Here is a 16,798-nt window from a genome sequence, read left to right on the forward strand (position 1 = left end):
TTCCCCCCGCTGTACCGCAGTTTGCGTTGTGCCGCCAGTAGGCGATCAGTTCCGGTTGCCGCCGCTGAACGCGCTGAGCAGCATCAGCAGGTTCGAGAAGACGTTGTAGACATCCAGGTAGATGGCCAGCGTGGCGGACACATAGTTGGTTTCACCCCCGTTGACCACTCGCTGCAGGTCCACCAGCATGAAGGCGGAGAAGATGACGATGGCCAGGACCGAGATGGTCAGCATCAGCGCGGGCAGCTGCAGGAAGATGTTGGCCAGCGCGGCGACCAGGATGATGATCGCGCCGGTGAACAGCCATTTCTGCAGGTTGGAGAGGTCGCGCTTGATGGTCGTCGCCATGGTCGCCATGGCGCCGAACACCACGGCGGTACCGCCGAAGGCCGTCATGATCAGTTGCGAGCCGTTGTTCAGGCCCAGGACGAAGCCCAGCAGGCGCGACAGCATGACGCCCATGAAGAACGTGAAGGCCAGCAGCAGCGCCACGCCCAGGCCGGAGTCCTTGTTCTTCTCGATGGCGAACATCAGCCCGAAGGCGCCCAGCAGGAAGACAATGGCCGACATGCCCGGGCTGGCGCCCATGACTCGGTTCAGCCCGGTATACAGGCCCACCGCCGCCCCCAATACCGTGGGGATCATGGACAGCGCCAGCAGCCAGTAGGTATTGCGCAGGACGCGGTTGCGAACCACCTCGCCCGGTGCGCCGGCGTAGGCGCCCGCGCGGTTGAAGGGGGAAGGACGATAATCGTTCATGTGACGAGCTCCTGGTAGGGGGCCATTCAACGATGGCTACGATGCTTTGACGCAACCAAAGCCTGACAGTTCCCTGAATTATAAAGGCCAATGACCAAAGATTAACTCAGACCGCCGAAGACCGGTAGTGTGCCGGTGGACCGGGCCGGCCCGGTAAGGCGCGCACAACGGGTTCTGGAGAACCCGGCCCTGGCGCCCGGCACGCCGCGCCCCATCCCACCCCCTTTGGCGCCGCGCGTACGGTACAGGCTTATTCTCTTGGACCGTTCCCGGTGGCGTCCGTTCCGTACCCGGATAATTTCAGCCGGGCCGAAGCCGCCGGACCACCCGGTCCACCAGATCGGGCAACTCTGCCTCCAGCGATTGCCGGACATGATCCATGGCCTCGTCCAGCGCCCGCTGGACGGTATGTTCCAGTTCCGCCTGCAATGCCGCCCGCAGGACCGGATCCGGCGGCGGCGCCATTCCCGGCTGGGCGACGACGTCGGTCAGGATGGGCGGGTCATTGATGCTGTCGACCTTTTGCGTCAACGTCGGGATGGCGGGATCGGTATCGCGATAGTCCATGATTCCTCCTGAGGGCCGTCTCCGCATCCGGCGTACCGCGAGCCGGGGTATTGCGCGGCCGGAGCGTTCAGTTCGTGGCCTTGCCGCCGATGGCGTGGCTGTTCGGCGATTCGCCGCGCGCCTGGTAGTCGCGCCAACGCTGGCGCGCGGCCGGGCGGTCCTCGCCGTCCGCGGACACGATCTCCAGTATGCGCGGGAATGCGTCGTAATGGGGCGGGCAATGATCGTCCAGGTTGAGCAACCAGGGCGCGGGGCGGTCGGCCGTGGCGGGCGGGACCGCCGCGGCCGGGTCGGACGCCGTCAGGACGACGGGCGTTTCGGCCGCCAGAGGGTCGGTCGCCAGGACGTGCGGCACGAAGGAAATGTCGTCGAAGGCCCACAGCATGCGGTCGAAGGCATTCAGCCGCACGGGATCGGCGCAGTACACCACCAGCGGCTGGCCTGCCAGGTATTGCTTGCGCGCCACCTGGCAGGCGGTGCGCAGCCTGTCCGGCGCGCCGAAGGCGAAGTCGATGCGAGCCATGGCCGTTGCGGTTCCCGTGATGCGCGTCCGGGCTTCAGAGCTGGTTCAGCAGGTATTGCATCAGCAGCGGGACCGGGCGTGCCGTCGAGCCCTTTTCCTTGCCGCCGCGCCAGGCCGTGCCGGCGATATCCAGGTGGGCCCACGGATACGCCTTGGCAAAGCGGGACAGGAAGCAGGCCGCCGTCACGGCGCCCGCCGGCGGGCCGCCGATATTGGCCATGTCGGCGAAATTGGACTTCAGTTGTTCCTGGTAGGCATCGTCCAGGGGCATGCGCCAGGCCGTGTCCAGGGATTCCCGTCCGGCGCGCAGCAGGGCGTCCGCCAAGGCATCGTTCTTGGAGAACAGGCCGCTGTTGACGTTGCCCAGCGCCACCACGCAGGCGCCCGTCAGCGTGGCGATGTCGATGACCGCCGACGGCTTGAAGCGTTCCGCGTAGGTCAGCGCGTCGCACAGGATCAGGCGGCCTTCGGCGTCGGTATTGAGGATTTCGATGGTCTGGCCCGACATGCTGGTGACCACGTCGCCGGGCTTGTTGGCCTTGCCGCTGGGCATGTTCTCGCAGGTCGGGATCAGGCCCACGACGTCCAGCGGCAGTTGCAGTTCGGCCAACGCGCGGAAGGCACCCAGCACGCTGGCGGCGCCGCACATGTCGAACTTCATTTCATCCATGGTGGCGGCGGGCTTGATGGAAATGCCGCCCGAATCGAAGGTGATGCCCTTGCCAACCAGCACGATGGGGCCGGCTCCGTCCTTGGTCGTCTTGCGGGCGGGCTTGCCCGCATGCCGCAGGACGATGAAGCGCGGCGGTTCGTCCGATCCCCGCGCCACGGATAGGAAGGCTCCCATGCCCAGGGCTTCGATCTGCTTGCGGTCCATGACCTGGACCTTCACCGTTTTGTACGCGCGTTCCAGCTTGCGGGCGGTCTCGCCCAGGTAGGTCGGCGTGCACAGGTTGCCCGGCAGGTTGCCCAGGGTGCGCGCGAGTTCCATGCCGTTGGCGATGGCGCCGCCTTCACGCAGGCCGGCCTGTACGTGGGTGGCATCGCTGCGTTCGATGCAGTGGACGATTTTGCGCAGCTTGGGACGGGTCTCGCGGTCGGGCTTGCCGAAACTTTCGTCGTAGTGATAAGTGGCGTTGCCGGCGGCGATGGCCGCCTGGCGCGCGCGGGCGCGTATCGGGGTGCCCTCGATCGGGACGGAGACAAGCGTGGAGGCGCCTTCGGTCAACTGGGCACTGACGCAATAGGCGGCGAACGCCTGTTCCGCGGCGGCATGCGCCCGGGCGGAGTATTCCTCCTGCTTGCCCAGGCCCACCAGCACGACACGCTGCGCCGACACGCCGGGCAGCGAGCGCAGCAGCAGCGTGGTGCCCTGGCGGGCGCGGAACTCGGATTTCACTACTGTACGCAGCGCACCGTTGCTGGCGCGATCAATCAGGTCGGCCGCGGCAGTCAGGACGCCTTCGGCGAAGACACCCACTGCCAGCGCGGCGGTCTTGACCTGGTGCAGGGAGGCGGTGCTGTGTGTGCTAAATTCCAATGACATTGAAGGCGTTCCCGTATGCGTCGATAATTGGCGATTATCTCGCATATTCTCCCATGTCTCTATTCAAACGATCGGTTGTCAGCGAGATCACCAGCCACGCTGGCGTTGTCTTCTCTACGCTCGTGGTGGTCTGGCTCAGCGTGCTGCTGGTGCGCCTGCTGGGCGAAGCCGCGGGCGGTACCATCGGTCCGGACGTTGTGTTCGGCCTGGCGGCGTTTTCCACCATCACCGCGCTGCCCACCATTCTTTCCGTGGCGCTGTTCATCGCCGTGCTGACCACGGTCACGCGCAATTACCGCGAATCGGAAATGGTCGTCTGGTTCGCCAGCGGCCTGTCGCTGGCCGATTGGCTGCGCCCCGTCATGCGCGTGGCGGTGCCGGTGGGCGTGATGGTGGCGGTCCTGACACTGGTGGCGTCGCCCTGGGCTTATCGGCAGATCGGCGAATACCGCCAGCGGTTCGAGCAGCGCTCGGACCTGTCCAAGGTAACGGCGGGGCAGTTCGGCGAATCCCAGGATGGCGCACGGGTTTTCTTCGCCGAAGAACCCACCAAAAAGGGCGACGAACTGGGCCACGTCTTCGTGCGCGCGATCGATCCGGAGTGGCTCAGCGTACTGACCGCGGCCAGCGCACGCACGGAAACGATGCCCAACGGCGATCGTTTCCTGGTCCTGAGCGCGGGACATCGGTATGACCTCAAGCCGGGTTCGGCGGAATTCCGCATGGTCAATTTCGGTCAGTACGGCGTGCGGCTGGAAAGCAAGTCCACCGCCGATCCCGCCGCCGAGGCCCGCGCTGCCGCCGAACGCTCCAGCAAAGCGCGCAGTACCTTTCAACTGATCGAGGACAATACCCTCAATGCCTGGTCGCAGGTGATGTGGCGTATTTCCATGCCCGTGGCGGCGCTGGTCCTGGCCATCATGGCGATACCGCTGGGCGCCGTGAATCCGCGGCTGGGGCGCTCCGGCGACCTGCTGATCGCGGGGCTCGTGGCCTTGCTTTACATGAACCTGATCAATCTGTTCCGCGCCTGGATCGCCGATGGCCGCATACCCTTCGGTCTGGGCTGGTGGCCGGTGCACGCCGGGCTCATGGCCTTCGCGATGTATCTGTTCATGCGACGGTTGCGGGTCAAGGCTCCGAAGGACAGGGGCGACCGCAAGCCGCCATCGGCGGGAGCCGCGACAGCCTAGGCGGGCGCGTCGGGCGCTTGCCCGGCACCGTCTCGCCCGGGCGCGGCAGCCCGGTCCCTTCCCATCCCGAATTCCCTGTTGCGTTACACCCTGTACGTTGGCTTCCGCGCCCGCGTCCAGGGTGTTTTTCATGGCGGGGGTTTCCTCTACACTGGCTGCATAAGGCCAGGGCCCGCCGCAACCATGACGGGCTACCGGACGACGATTCCCACAAGGAACCAGGAGGAGACCATGAAGGAAATCCCGCGCATACCGTTGCTGATCGGCGGCGAACGCATCCAATCCCGCGCCGGCCAATGGCGTGACGTTATCAATCCCGCCACGCAGGAAGTCGTGGCGCAAGTGCCTTATGCCACCCCGGAAGAACTGGACCGGGCGGTGGCGAATGCCAAGGAAGCCTTCAAGACCTGGCGCAACAGCGGCCAGGGCGCGCGCATGCGTGTCATGCTGAAGCTGCAGCAGTTGATGCGCGAAAACACCGGCAAGCTCGCCGAACTGATCACCCGGGAACACGGCAAGACCCTGCCGGATGCAGAGGGAGAGGTCGGACGGGGGCTGGAGGTCGTCGAACATGCCTGCGCCATCGCCAGCCTGCAACTGGGCGAGTACGCGGAGAACGCGGCGTCCGGCATCGATGTCTATACGCTGATCCAGCCGCTGGGCGTATGCGCGGGCATCACGGCCTTCAATTTCCCGGTCATGCTGCCTTGCTTCATGTTCCCCATCGCGGTGGCCTGCGGCAATACCTTCGTGCTGAAGCCCTCCGAGCAGGACCCTTCATCGTCCCTGTTCCTGGCCGAACTGGCGCTCGAGGCGGGCCTGCCGCCCGGCGTGCTGAATGTCGTCCATGGCGGCGCGGACACCGCCATCGCGTTGTGCGAGCACCCCGATATCAAGGCGGTTTCCTTTATCGGTTCGACCCGCGTGGGCACGGAAATCTATCGCCGCGCTTCCGATGCCGGCAAGCGATGCCAGGCCATGATGGGCGCCAAGAACCACTGCGTGATCCTGCCGGACGCCGACCCTGAAGTCGCCTTGAACCAGCTGCTGGGCGCGGCCTTCGGGGCCGCCGGCCAGCGCTGCATGGCGGCCTCGGTGGCGGTCTTCGTGGGGGCCTCGCGCGATTGGCTGCCGGAATTCGTCGCCCGCGCCAGGCAACTCAAGGTCAATGCTGGCACGGACCGCAACGCCGACCTGGGGCCGCTGGTGTCGCAGGCCGCCAAGGCGCGCGTGGAAAGCCTGATCCAGCACGGCGTGGACGAGGGTGCCGAACTCCTGCTGGATGGCCGCGGCATCCGGGTTGCCGGATTCGAACAGGGCAATTTCGTCGGTCCCACCGTATTTGGCGGCGTGCGCGGCGGCATGAAGGTCTATACCGAAGAAATCTTCGGACCCGTCCTGTGCGTGGTGGGCGTCGAGACGCTGGAAGAGGCCGTCGAATTCATCAACGCCAATCCCAATGGCAACGGCGTGGCCCTGTTCACGCAGGATGGCGGCGCGGCGCGCTATTTCCAGAACAACATCGACGTCGGGCAGGTGGGCATCAATATCCCCATCCCCGTGCCGGTGGCCTGGTTCAGCTTTACGGGATCGCGCGGCTCCAAGCTGGGTGACCTGGGGCCGAACGGCAAGCAGGCGGTGCAGTTCTGGACTCAAACCAAGACCGTCACCGCGCGCTGGGCCGCCCATGGACGCACGGTCAATACGACCATCACGATGCGTTGACGCGCGCGGCAGCCGTGCCCGAGGGCTGGCCGCCGCCGGCGACCAGCCCGATCAGCAGCACGATGACCAGCATGGCGGCCGCGTCCAGGAACAGCAGGCGGTGGTTGCCCCCCGTTGCGTTGAACTGCGCGGAAAAGCCATAGGCGGCGATGGCCAGGCTGATGGCCGATGTGACGCTGGCCCGGGACCAGGCGATGTTCTGTCGCGTCGCATTGTGCTCGACCACTTCGTGCACCCGGGCCAGGGCAAGGGGAACCATGCCCGGCGCGAAAGTCCCGGTGATGACGGTCAGAAGACCCAGCACCAGCAGATTGCTGCTGGCGTAAAGCCCCAGGAATACGACAGCCATCACGACCGAGACGATGCTGACCGTCGACTTCGCTCCCAGGCGGTCGGCCAGGTAGCCATACAGCGGCGGACCCGCGATCGCGCCCACGCCATAGATCGCCCAGAACACCGATCCCAGGTGCGTGCCGCGTCCAAGACCGCGGGCGATGAAATCGACCAGGAAGATCATCGTCGGCACGGCGGCGCCGGCCATCAGCCCGTATTGAAGATAGAGCCATCCCACATCCCGCCCGAAGCGCGCGGGTCGCGTGGAATGGGGCGCCGATGGTGACGGGGCGGAAGCAAGCTTGCTGGACGGCCAGGCGAACCAGCTGACCGCCGTCAAAAGGGCGGAAATCACGCCCAGGCCGATCCAGGTTTGCGCCAGGCCCAACTCCAGCAACAGCGGAATGACGGTGCCGGACCCCGCGATGCCCAGCCCTAGTCCCAGGAAGATGGCGCCTCCCGCGGCGCCCTTGCGGGCCGGCGGGACATGGGGAAATATCGTCCCCGCGACTAGCACCATGACGACGCCGCCGGCAATGCCCGACGCGAAGCGCCAGCCGAAGTACCACCAGAACGACAAGGGCAGCGCACAGGCGAAGAATGCGGCGGAAATCAACAGCATCATCAGCCGCAATACGTGTTCGTTGGCCAGGCGCGAGGCCAGGGGCCGGCCCATCAGCGCGCCGACGACATAGCCGGCCAGGTTGGCGGAACCAAGATAGACCACCACGGAGGGCGCGAACCACTGCGCGTGTATCAGTTCCGGTATCAGCGGCGTGAAGGCGAAGCGGGCGAGCCCGATGCTGTCCAGGCTGGCACACAGGCCGGCGAATATGTATCGCCAGACGAGCATCCGGTCGATGGCTCGGGGCGATAAGCGGGAGGCGGAAGAGGAGCTCGGCATTTTGATCAGCGTTGTGAAGGGCGCGGTTGGCCGCGGCCGGCGGGTCGGTTGTTTGACATTAGTGTCAAGTTTGACAATCTAGTCAAGATTGACGCTTGTGTCAAGAATGTGCTCCAATCTTTGTAAAGGGCGCGGCGGCCATTACCTGGACCGCGACGCAACCGACCGGAGTACAAGATGGCTGGAGTCCGCCAATTCGATGAGCGCGAGGCCCTGGACAAGGCCTTGGCCCTGTTCTGGAAGCAGGGCTATTCCAATACGACGATGCAGGAGCTGGCCGCCGCGACGGGCGTGCAGCGCGGATCCCTGTACAACGCTTATGGCGACAAGGAGACCTTGTTCCTGCGTGTGTTCGACGTCTACAGGGAGAGCTATGTCGAGCAGATGCGCAAAGCCCTGGACCATGCCGATCCCCGGGAAGCCTTGCGGCAATTCTTCGCGTTCGCGATAAGCATGATGACGACCGGCACGCCGTCGCGCGGCTGCCTGAGCACCAAGACGGCGGTCGGTACGGAAGAACTCGACGAGCCCATGCGCGCCGTCATCCGGGGCCTGCTCGATGAAATCGAAGCGGCGCTTTACGACCGGTTGACCCGCGCGGACGCGCAAGGGCGTCTGACTATGGACGCGCGGGACGCCGCCCGCATGATCGTGACCATGACGCGGGGTCTGGTGGTGATCGAGCGCGTCTACCAGGACGTTAAGCGCATGCGCAGGATGGCGGATCTGCTGATCGGCCAATTGTTGAAACCGGAATGAAGCGAAGCCTGCGCGGTATCGCAGCGCTCCGTGGCCGCGACAGGGCCATGAGACATAGACCATCAGGAGACATCAAATGGCGGTACGGCGTATCGTGACCAACATCGCTGCCCCTTCGATCGAACAGGTCAAACGCTTCTACCAAGCCCTGTTCGATCTGGATGTCATCATGGACCACGGCTGGCTGGTGACACTGTCGTCGGGCGAGTCTGCTCTTACCCAGGTAAGTATCGCGACGGAGGGCGGCTCCGGAACGCCGGTACCCGATCTTTCCATCGAAGTCGACGATGTCGACGAGGTGTATCGCCGTGCCAAGGCGCTCGGGCTCGATATGGTCTACGAGCTGACGGATGAACCTTGGGGCGTGCGGCGCTTCTTCGTCCGCGATCCGGTGGGTAAGCTGGTGAACATCCTGGCGCACGGCAGAATGTGATAAAGCGCTTCGTCAGCCCGATTCATCGACAATCTCGTGCTGCAGGTTAGGGCAGAAGCCATTATCAGAGGCCTCGTGACGAATCCCGCGCACGCTATCCGTACAGAGCCGTTCCGCCATCGGCTGATCATTGTCGAAGGCATCATGGGGTCGGGCAAGTCAACGACCATGCGCTTCATAGCCAAGGCTCTTGAAGAGTCGGGGCGGTTGGCGTTGCCCATACATGAAAGGACAGAGCCGCACCCAGTCCGCGCAACCGATGATCTCGAGCATTGGTTTGAGCCATGGCGGGATGCGACGCCGCGGCAGCTTGCGTCCAGCGCACTGGCCAGGTGGGCCGCATTCGTCGAAAAGGCTCGGAATGATTCGACTATTCCCGTATTGGACGGCCAGCTATTTCATGGGGACCTGACCCATCTCCTGCTGATGGATGCGGATGCTGCTCTGATTGCGGACTACGTGCGGGCCTTGGCTGCGACCGTTGCGCCGCTCAGCCCGTTCGTGCTGTATCTCTGGCAAGAGGACGTCGAAAAAGCAATCCGGACGGTCTGTACGGAGCGTGGCCCCGAATGGGTGAACTATCAGGTGAATTGGAAGCTTGCCGGTCCGTACTGTGTTCGCCAAGGCTACCGAGGGCTGGCGGGTTTGATCTCCTTGTATCGCGACTACCGGGACCTGACGGACCGTCTCTTTGAAGAGATACCCCTTGCGAAAATGGCAATCGAGAATTCCCGGAGAGAGTGGGCGGCCTATCAGCGGCAGATTATGACGGCGTTGGGACTGTAGGTGCAAAGCAATGCCGAAGGACCCACGGCCAACGACTGGGGGTGTCAATGAGACGGATCCTTGCCATAGGTGGTGGCGGCTTCATGATGGAAGACGCCTTATCTCCAATCGATGAGTATCTGGTTCAGCTCACGGGGAAAGCGCGGCCACGGATCTGTTATCTCGCAACGGCTGGCGGAGATCTTCCTGCGCATCTCGAAAAATTTCACGCCGTCTACGGCAATTTGGGCTGTGAAACGTCGCACCTGGCGTTCTTCCGGCGACCGGATTCGCGGGCTATTCCAGTTGCGAGCTTGCGCGAAGCGCTTCTGGAACAGAACGCCATATTTGTCGGCGGTGGCAACACCAAGTCTGCGCTTGCCGTCTGGCGCGAATGGGGCCTCGATACGGTGTTGCGGGAGGCTTGGGAGAGCAATGTCGTTCTTGCGGGCATGAGCGCCGGCGCAATGTGCTGGTTCGAGGCCGGCCTGACCGATTCGTTCCGTGACGGCTCTTATCGTCCACTGGACTGCTTGGGACTCTTGCCTGGTGGCTGCGCGACTCATTACAGCAGTGATGGAAAGAAGCGTCAGGATCTACATGCCGTACAACGGGCGGGAACGATGCCGCCATCCATTGCCATCGATGATTTTGCTGCCGCGGTCTACGCCGGCATTGCATTGGAAAGCGTGCTTGCTTGGCGAACTGGCTCTACCGCTTATCAGGTTCGTTGCGAAGGCGAGGCGGTGACCGAAATGGCGTTGCCGGTCAAGCAAATCGGTCGATAGATTGAAGGGTCTGCCGCAGCTTTGGCGGCGACGAATCGAAGTTCATTCACGGTCGGTATCGATCGCCGGAATGATAGGCACGTAAGGTATGTCACACCTGAGCGCTACGGTCTTTCCACCGATGGGCAGAAGCATAGACCGTAAAGTAATTTAGAAATATCTCTTTATTACTTATAATTGGATTCCCTCCTAGGAATCCGCTTCATGAACCTGCAACAGTTCCGTTTCGTCCGCGAGACCATCCGCCGGGATTTCAATCTGACGGAAGCGGCGCGCATGCTGTACACCTCCCAGCCTGGCGTCTCCAAGGCCATCATCGAGTTCGAGGATGAACTGGGCGTCAAGATCTTCGAGCGACACGGCAAGCGCATCAAAGGATTGACCAAGCCGGGGTTGGCCGTTTCCCAGGTGATCGACCGCATCATGCGGGAAGTCGACAACCTGAAGAAAGTCAGCGACGAGTTCGCGCGCCGGGACGAGGGGGGATTGGTCATCGCCTGCACGCATACCCAGGCGCGGTACCTCTTGCCGCGCGTCATCCCGGCATTCCGCCGGCAGTTTCCCAAGGTGCACCTGTCGCTGGCGGAGGGCAGTCCGGGGCAATTGGCCGAGATGGTGCTGCATGAACAGGCCGACCTGGCCATCGCCACCGAATCGCTGGCGCTGACGCCGGGTTTGGCCACGCTGCCTTGCTATACCTGGGAACACACCGTGGTGGTGCGGCCCGACCATCCACTGGCCGAGCTGACTTCCAGTGAGGCGAAGCGCCTGACGCTGGCGCAGCTGGCAGCCTATCCGCTGGTCACCTACGACCGTGCCTTCACCGGCCGTACGACCATCGACGAGGTCTTCGCGGCGCAGGGCGTGCATCCGGATATCGTGCTGGAAGCCATCGACGCGGACGTGATCAAGACCTATGTCGACGTGGGGCTGGGCATCGGCATCATCGCGGGCGTGGCTTACGATCCGCGGCGCGACAGCAACCTGGTGGGATTGCCCGTGGGGCATCTGTTCGGCACGCATACGACCCGGATAGGGATCAAGGCCGGCGTATTCCTGCGCGATTACGTCTACACCTTTATCGAGATGCTGACGCCGGCGCTGACCCGCCAGGCAGTCCTGGACGCACTTCAAGGCGTGAAGGAATAAAAAGCCGCCGGTTCGGCGCCAGCATCGATGACCCCACCGCACGCGGGGCGGGAAGCGCATTCCGCCCAGGGGGGCTATATGCCTGCGCCCTCTCATAGCGAAATTAAATGAGAATTCATCTCATTTACTTGCCCAGACAAACAAGAATCATTATCATTGGTTCACGATCAACGACGCAACGAGGTCTGTCATGTCGACGGCACTTAGCGCAGTGGTGGTGGGCGCGGACCGGCTGGGCAATATCCCGGATCTGCTGAAAGGGCACAATATCGCGATCACGCATCACATCAGCGGACGCGATCCCTCCCATCAGAAACGCGGGCTGCAGCTGCCTTCGGGCACGCAACTGGTGATTCTGCTGACCGATTTCCTCGGTCATAACGTTATGAAGACGTTTCGGCAGTCGGCCCAGCGTTCGGGTATCCGTGTCGTCGCCTGCCGGCGCTCGGTATGCAGCATGCAGCAGGCGCTGACGCAGTGCGGGCTGTGTGCCCGGGCGGCCGGGTAGGGCTCGGGTCAGGCAGTAAGGAAAAAGGCCGGTCGCTGCAATAGCGACCGGCCTTTTTTCTTGGGCCGGGAATATCCCGCCACCCGTAATGGGTCGGGCAGGGGATCAGTTCTGGGCGCGCGCCGAGGCCACCAGCGTGGTATCGATGCGCCGGGCGCCGTTGTAACGCTTGTTCCAGTAGGCCATGTCCATGCGTTCGATGCGGACGACGCCGCCGCGGCTGGGCGAGTGCACGAAGCGGTCTTCGCCCACATAGATGCCCACATGCGAATAGCGGCGGCCCATGGTGTTGAAGAACACCAGATCGCCCACTTGCAGGTCGTTGCGCGCCACCGGCACGCCTACCCGGTACATTTCCGCGGCGGTGCGCGGCAGCTTCAAGCCGAGGGATTGTTCGGCGACGTAGTTGACCAGGCCGCTGCAATCGAACCCCGTGCTGGGCGACTCGCCACCGGTACGATAGCGAATACCCAGATAGTTCAGTGCTTCGCCTGCCAGTACAGTATTGTCGGTCGTGCCGCCGGCACCGGGATAGCTGGCCGCGGTACGGCCGGAGCGGCGCATCTTCTGCGCCAGCAGCATGCCGATGGGATCGTCGCTGTCGGCGGTGGTCCAGGCGGCGTCGTAGGCGTCCTGCTCGAAGCCGCTATAGGCGGTATCGCGGCTGGTCGCGGTGTTGGCGCAGCCCGCCAGAACGGCCATGCCGGCCATGATGGCGGCAAGGCGCAGGACGCGGGCCTGATGGGTTAGGAATCGATAAAAAGATAGTGTGCGGTAGTCGTATCGTTGCATTGTTCGCTTGAAGGCGCGGATGAGCACGCCTGGAAGACGACGGACGACCGCCGTGTAGGAAAATTCTGCGGGGCGATTCTATCAGACCTGCGTATAGGTTCCCGGGGAACCGCGTATACGCCTTCTCTCACCCAGCGCCGAAGCTGGCGCACTGCATAAGATGGATAGAATCGGCGGATAAAAATGCCGAAAGAGCAGCACTGCCGTGACGGGCGCTCGTGCGAGCCAGGTGACCGCTTCGCCATGTCCCGCCGCGCAGACTCGGACAACTCGTAAGGAACGTCAGAATCTGCAACAGACGGAAGATAACAGGAGACCGCCATGCAAAAAACCCGGGTTTTCCATTACTCCTCGGTCCATCACCCTGAAACATTTTGGCACCGTGAGGCCGGGCGTATCCATTGGGATGTGCCGCCTGAGACCGTTCTCGACTTCAGCCGGCCGCCTTTTGCTCGTTGGTTTGCCGGCGGCCGTACCAATCTGTGTTTCAACGCGGTGGATCGCTGGCTCCCCCAACTGGCGGATAGACAAGCGCTGATCTGGGTATCCACGGAAGTCGATCAGGAAAGAATATATACGCGCGCGCAGCTCTTCGATGAGGTCAACGCGGTGGCGGCCATGTTGCGGGAACAGGGTGTCGGGCCAGGCGACCGCGTTCTTATCTATATGCCCATGGTGCCCGAGGCGGTCTTCGCGATCCTGGCCTGCGCCCGGCTGGGCGCCATTCATTCCGTCGTCTTCGGCGGCTTTGCCTCGCACAACCTGGCCCAGCGCATCGACGATGCGCGGCCCAAGGTCATCGTGTCGGCCGATGCCGGCTCGCGCGCCGGCAAGGTGGTGCCCTACAAGCCGCTGTTGGACAAGGCGCTGGGCATGAGCCAGGCGCAGCCGGACGCGGTGATCCTGGTCGACCGCGGCCTGGCGCCCGTGCCCCGTGGCCCGCGCGACCACGACTACGCCGAGCTGCGCGCCCGCCACGAAGGCGCGCGCGTCCCGGTAGCCTGGATGGAGTCGGACGCCCCCAGCTATATCCTCTATACCTCCGGGACGACGGGCAAACCCAAGGGCGTGCAGCGCGACACCGGCGGCTACGCGGTTGCCCTGGCCGCATCGATGGAATACATCTTCGACGGCAAGCCGGGCGAGACATTCTTCTGCACCAGCGATATTGGCTGGGTGGTGGGCCATTCCTACATCATTTATGGGCCGCTCATCGGCGGGCAGGCCACGCTGCTCTACGACGGCACGCCGGTACGGCCCGACGGCGCCATCCTGTGGAAGCTGGTCGAGCGCTTCAAGGTCAACACCCTGTTTTCCGCGCCGACGGCGGTACGCGTGCTCAAACGCCAGGACCCGGCGCTGCTGCGGCGTCATGACCTGTCCTCGCTGCGTGCGGTCTACCTGGCCGGCGAACCGCTGGACGAGCCGACCGCGCGCTGGATCGGCGAAGGCCTGGGCAAGCCCATCATCGATAACTATTGGCAGACCGAAAGCGGCTGGCCGATCCTGTCGGGGCAACCTGGTGTGGAGCGGGTACCCACGAAATTCGGCAGCCCTTCGTTTCCTTGCTACGGTTTCGACGCGAGGGTGGTCAGCGAGACCACCGGCGAGGACCTGGGACCCGGCCAGAAGGGCGTGGTCGTGATCGTCCCGCCTTTGCCGCCGGGCGCGATGACGACGATATGGGGCGATGACGAGCGCTTCGTGCGCACGTATTTCGAATCCATCCCAGGACGCCAGGTGTATTCGACCTTCGATTGGGGCATGGTGGACGACGAGGGCTACTGGTACATCCTGGGACGTACCGACGATGTCATCAACGTGGCGGGCCATCGTTTGGGCACGCGGGAAATCGAGGAATCGATAAGCAGCCATCCCAACGTGGCCGAGTGCGCGGTGGTCGGGGTGGCGGACGATCTGAAGGGACAAGTCGCCCACGCCTTCGTGGTGCTGAAGGAAGAACCCGCGGACCGTCCCGCCGTTGCCGCGCTGGAAGGCGATATGATGCGCGTGGTCGAAGAACAGTTGGGCGCGGTCGCGCGGCCCGCGCGTATCCGCTTCGTCAGCGCCTTGCCGAAAACCCGTTCGGGCAAAGTGCTGCGACGCGCGATCGTCGCGGTTTGCGAAGGGCGGGATCCCGGCGATCTGCCGACCATCGAAGATCCGAATGCCCTGCAAAAGCTCAAGGAATCCCTCATATGATCACCAAGCCAGCCCTTACCGCGGACGACGTCAAGAAAATCCTGGCCGCGGCCGAAGCGCATGCCCTGAAGAACCAATGGCCCGTCACGATCGCGGTGACGGACGATGGCGGGCACCTGCTGGGCATGCTGCGCCTGGACGGTGCCGCGCCCGTCAGCGCGCATATCGCGCCCGCCAAGGCGCAGACCGCGGCCATGGGCCGGCGCGAATCGCGCGTCTATGAAGAAAGCATCAACAACGGCCGCTACGCTTTCCTTTCCGTTCCGGCGATCAACGGCCTGCTGGAAGGCGGCGTGCCCATCGTGGTGGATGGACATACCGTGGGCGCGGTGGGCGTGTCCGGCGTGAAGGCGCCGGAAGACGCGGAGACCGCCAAAGCCGGCATCGCGGCGCTGGGCCTATGACGCGGTCGCCGTCGTCGGCCCCGGAGCCATCCCGGGCCGGCACGCCGGCGGCCGAGGATGCCGCCGGCCTGGCGGCCGCCGGCGTGCCCCCAGGGAATCCCGCCACGGTCGAGGGCAGCCTGAACCCGGGCGTGTCGCGGCGCGAGGTCTGGTCCTGGGCAATGTACGACTTCGCCAATTCCGGGTATACGACCGTCATCCTGACCACCGTGTTCAGCGCCTACTTTGTGGGCGTGGTGGGGGGCGGTGCCCATTGGGCAACGCTGGCGTGGACGGGCGCGCTGTCGGTTTCCTATCTTGCCATCATGCTGACCATGCCGACGCTGGGCGCGCGCGCCGACGCGGGCGGCGCGAAGCGCAAGCTGCTATTCGGCAGTACGGTGGGGTGCATTCTCGCTACCCTGACGCTGACCCAGGCCGGGCCGGGCGACGTATGGCCGGCGCTGATCGGCATCGCCGTCTCCAACTATTTCTACTGCATCGGCGAATCCGCGGTGGCTTCTTTCCTGCCCGAACTGGCGCGGCCGCAGGCGCTGGGCCGGGTGTCGGGGTGGGGCTGGAGCTTCGGCTATTGCGGAGGCATGCTCACTCTGGGCCTGTCCCTGGTCGTCGTGTCGCTGGCGCAGGCGCGCGGCGAAAGCGCGCCGCAATTCGTGCCATGGGTCGTGGCGCTGACCTGCCTGGTATTCGCGCTGTCGGCGCTGCCGTCCTTCCTGTGGCTGCGCGAACGTGCGCGGCCGCGTACGGGGGCGCAGGCCGCGCCCGACATGCTGGGCCAGCTGTTGCGCGCGTGGCGCGATACGGGGCGCCATCATTTGCAGTTCCGCCGCCTGCTGATGTGCGTGGCCTGCTACCAGGCCGGCATCGCCGTGGTCATCACGCTGGCCGCGGTCTATGCCGAACAGGCCATGGGCTTCAAGATGGCGCAGATCATGATGCTCGTCTTCCTGGTCAACATCGCGGCGGCGGCGGGCGCCTTCCTGTTCGGCTATCTGCAGGACAGCATCGGCCACAAGCGGGCGCTGGCCATCACCTTGTGCGGCTGGATCGCCATGGTACTGATCGCCTATGCGGCCGTGACCGTCAGTGTGTTCTGGATCGCCGCCACGCTCGCGGGGCTGTGCATGGGTACCAGCCAAAGTGCGGGGCGCGCCATGGTCGGCGCGCTGGCGCCCAAGAAAAGGCTGGCGGAGTTCTTCGCGCTGTGGACCTTTTCCGTGCAGCTGGCGGCCGTCGTCGGTCCCTTGACCTATGGCCTGGTAACCTGGCTGACACACGGTAATCATCGCCTGGCCATCCTGGTGACGGGCGTGTTTTTCGTCGGTGGCCTGGCGTTGTTGCAGCGGGTGGACCTGGCGCGCGGCATGGCGGAACGCCAGGCCGCTTCCGACCTCCCCGGTGCCGACCCGGCGCCGGCGTCGCCCGGGTCGCCGGTTTGACGCTATCAT

Annotated in this window: 17 protein-coding genes; 11 read left to right on the forward strand and 6 right to left on the reverse strand. The window is 64.3% G+C overall.

From position 1 onward, the window contains the following. Nucleotides 1-45 precede the first annotated feature (45 nt). The 4 genes from CAL28_RS09150 to CAL28_RS09165 all read right to left on the reverse strand — a co-directional run bounded on the left by CAL28_RS09150 (nt 46) and on the right by CAL28_RS09165 (nt 3,389). A complete protein-coding gene (locus CAL28_RS09150) occupies nt 46-759 on the reverse strand; it encodes a Bax inhibitor-1/YccA family protein (protein ID WP_094841102.1) in 714 nt (237 codons plus the stop codon). A gap of 300 nt (nt 760-1,059) precedes the next feature. After that, complete coding sequence (locus CAL28_RS09155; protein WP_094841103.1) at nt 1,060-1,326, reverse strand: hypothetical protein; 267 nt, start codon at nt 1,324-1,326, stop codon at nt 1,060-1,062. Nucleotides 1,327-1,393: 67 nt separating this feature from the next. Further along, nucleotides 1,394-1,849, reverse strand: coding sequence for a DNA polymerase III subunit chi (locus CAL28_RS09160; protein WP_094841104.1), 456 nt, complete (start codon nt 1,847-1,849; stop codon nt 1,394-1,396). Between the two features lie 34 nt (nt 1,850-1,883). Then, entirely contained in the window at nt 1,884-3,389 is a 1,506-nt protein-coding gene (locus CAL28_RS09165; RefSeq protein ID WP_094844511.1) for a leucyl aminopeptidase, read from the reverse strand. Between the two features lie 59 nt (nt 3,390-3,448). Here CAL28_RS09165 and lptF point away from each other — a divergent pair, with 59 nt between their 5' ends. Next, nucleotides 3,449-4,588, forward strand: coding sequence for an LPS export ABC transporter permease LptF (lptF, locus tag CAL28_RS09170; RefSeq protein WP_094841105.1), 1,140 nt, complete (start codon nt 3,449-3,451; stop codon nt 4,586-4,588). A 231-nt stretch (nt 4,589-4,819) separates the two neighbouring features. After that, nucleotides 4,820-6,313: a CoA-acylating methylmalonate-semialdehyde dehydrogenase gene (locus tag CAL28_RS09175; protein ID WP_094841106.1), complete on the forward strand. Its 1,494-nt coding sequence runs from the start codon at nt 4,820-4,822 to the stop codon at nt 6,311-6,313. Here the strand turns inward: CAL28_RS09175 and CAL28_RS09180 are convergent. Beyond that, nucleotides 6,300-7,499, reverse strand: a complete 1,200-nt coding sequence (locus CAL28_RS09180; protein WP_254926062.1) for a YbfB/YjiJ family MFS transporter — start codon at nt 7,497-7,499, stop codon at nt 6,300-6,302. The two genes, CAL28_RS09175 and CAL28_RS09180, sit on opposite strands and share 14 nt — an antisense overlap. Before the next feature lie 228 nt (nt 7,500-7,727). Between CAL28_RS09180 and CAL28_RS09185 the strand changes: the two genes are divergently transcribed. The 6 genes from CAL28_RS09185 (at nt 7,728) to CAL28_RS09210 (ending at nt 11,952) form a co-directional block, all read left to right on the forward strand. Continuing rightward, a complete protein-coding gene (locus CAL28_RS09185; RefSeq protein WP_094841108.1) occupies nt 7,728-8,309 on the forward strand; it encodes a TetR/AcrR family transcriptional regulator in 582 nt (193 codons plus the stop codon). 76 nt (nt 8,310-8,385) lie between these two features. After that, nucleotides 8,386-8,742 (forward strand): VOC family protein, encoded by a 357-nt coding sequence (locus CAL28_RS09190; protein WP_094841109.1) that lies wholly within the window; start codon nt 8,386-8,388, stop codon nt 8,740-8,742. 36 nt (nt 8,743-8,778) lie between these two features. Beyond that, nucleotides 8,779-9,528: a hypothetical protein gene (locus CAL28_RS09195; protein WP_254926063.1), complete on the forward strand. Its 750-nt coding sequence runs from the start codon at nt 8,779-8,781 to the stop codon at nt 9,526-9,528. Between the two features lie 47 nt (nt 9,529-9,575). Continuing rightward, nucleotides 9,576-10,295 (forward strand): peptidase E, encoded by a 720-nt coding sequence (locus CAL28_RS09200; protein ID WP_094841110.1) that lies wholly within the window; start codon nt 9,576-9,578, stop codon nt 10,293-10,295. A 204-nt stretch (nt 10,296-10,499) separates the two neighbouring features. Next, a complete protein-coding gene (locus CAL28_RS09205; protein ID WP_094841111.1) occupies nt 10,500-11,444 on the forward strand; it encodes a CysB family HTH-type transcriptional regulator in 945 nt (314 codons plus the stop codon). 190 nt (nt 11,445-11,634) lie between these two features. Then, a complete protein-coding gene (locus CAL28_RS09210) occupies nt 11,635-11,952 on the forward strand; it encodes a DUF2325 domain-containing protein (RefSeq protein WP_094841112.1) in 318 nt (105 codons plus the stop codon). Between the two features lie 105 nt (nt 11,953-12,057). On the opposite strand, the gene CAL28_RS09215 is transcribed toward CAL28_RS09210, so the two are convergent. Beyond that, nucleotides 12,058-12,744: a C40 family peptidase gene (locus CAL28_RS09215; RefSeq protein ID WP_094841113.1), complete on the reverse strand. Its 687-nt coding sequence runs from the start codon at nt 12,742-12,744 to the stop codon at nt 12,058-12,060. A 321-nt stretch (nt 12,745-13,065) separates the two neighbouring features. On the opposite strand from CAL28_RS09215, the gene CAL28_RS09220 reads away from it, so the two are divergent. The 3 genes from CAL28_RS09220 to CAL28_RS09230 are packed head-to-tail and all read left to right on the forward strand — an operon-like array spanning nt 13,066 to nt 16,789. Further along, entirely contained in the window at nt 13,066-14,946 is a 1,881-nt protein-coding gene (locus tag CAL28_RS09220) for a propionate--CoA ligase (RefSeq protein ID WP_094841114.1), read from the forward strand. After that, nucleotides 14,943-15,350 (forward strand): GlcG/HbpS family heme-binding protein, encoded by a 408-nt coding sequence (locus tag CAL28_RS09225; protein WP_094841115.1) that lies wholly within the window; start codon nt 14,943-14,945, stop codon nt 15,348-15,350. The genes CAL28_RS09220 and CAL28_RS09225 overlap by 4 nt, the downstream gene beginning before the upstream one ends. Continuing rightward, nucleotides 15,347-16,789: an MFS transporter gene (locus tag CAL28_RS09230; RefSeq protein WP_094841116.1), complete on the forward strand. Its 1,443-nt coding sequence runs from the start codon at nt 15,347-15,349 to the stop codon at nt 16,787-16,789. The genes CAL28_RS09225 and CAL28_RS09230 overlap by 4 nt, the downstream gene beginning before the upstream one ends. The last annotated feature ends 9 nt before the right edge of the window (nt 16,790-16,798 follow it).

It is taken from the genome of Bordetella genomosp. 11 (assembly GCF_002261215.1).
Taxonomy (GTDB): Bacteria; Pseudomonadota; Gammaproteobacteria; order Burkholderiales; family Burkholderiaceae_B; genus Bordetella_C.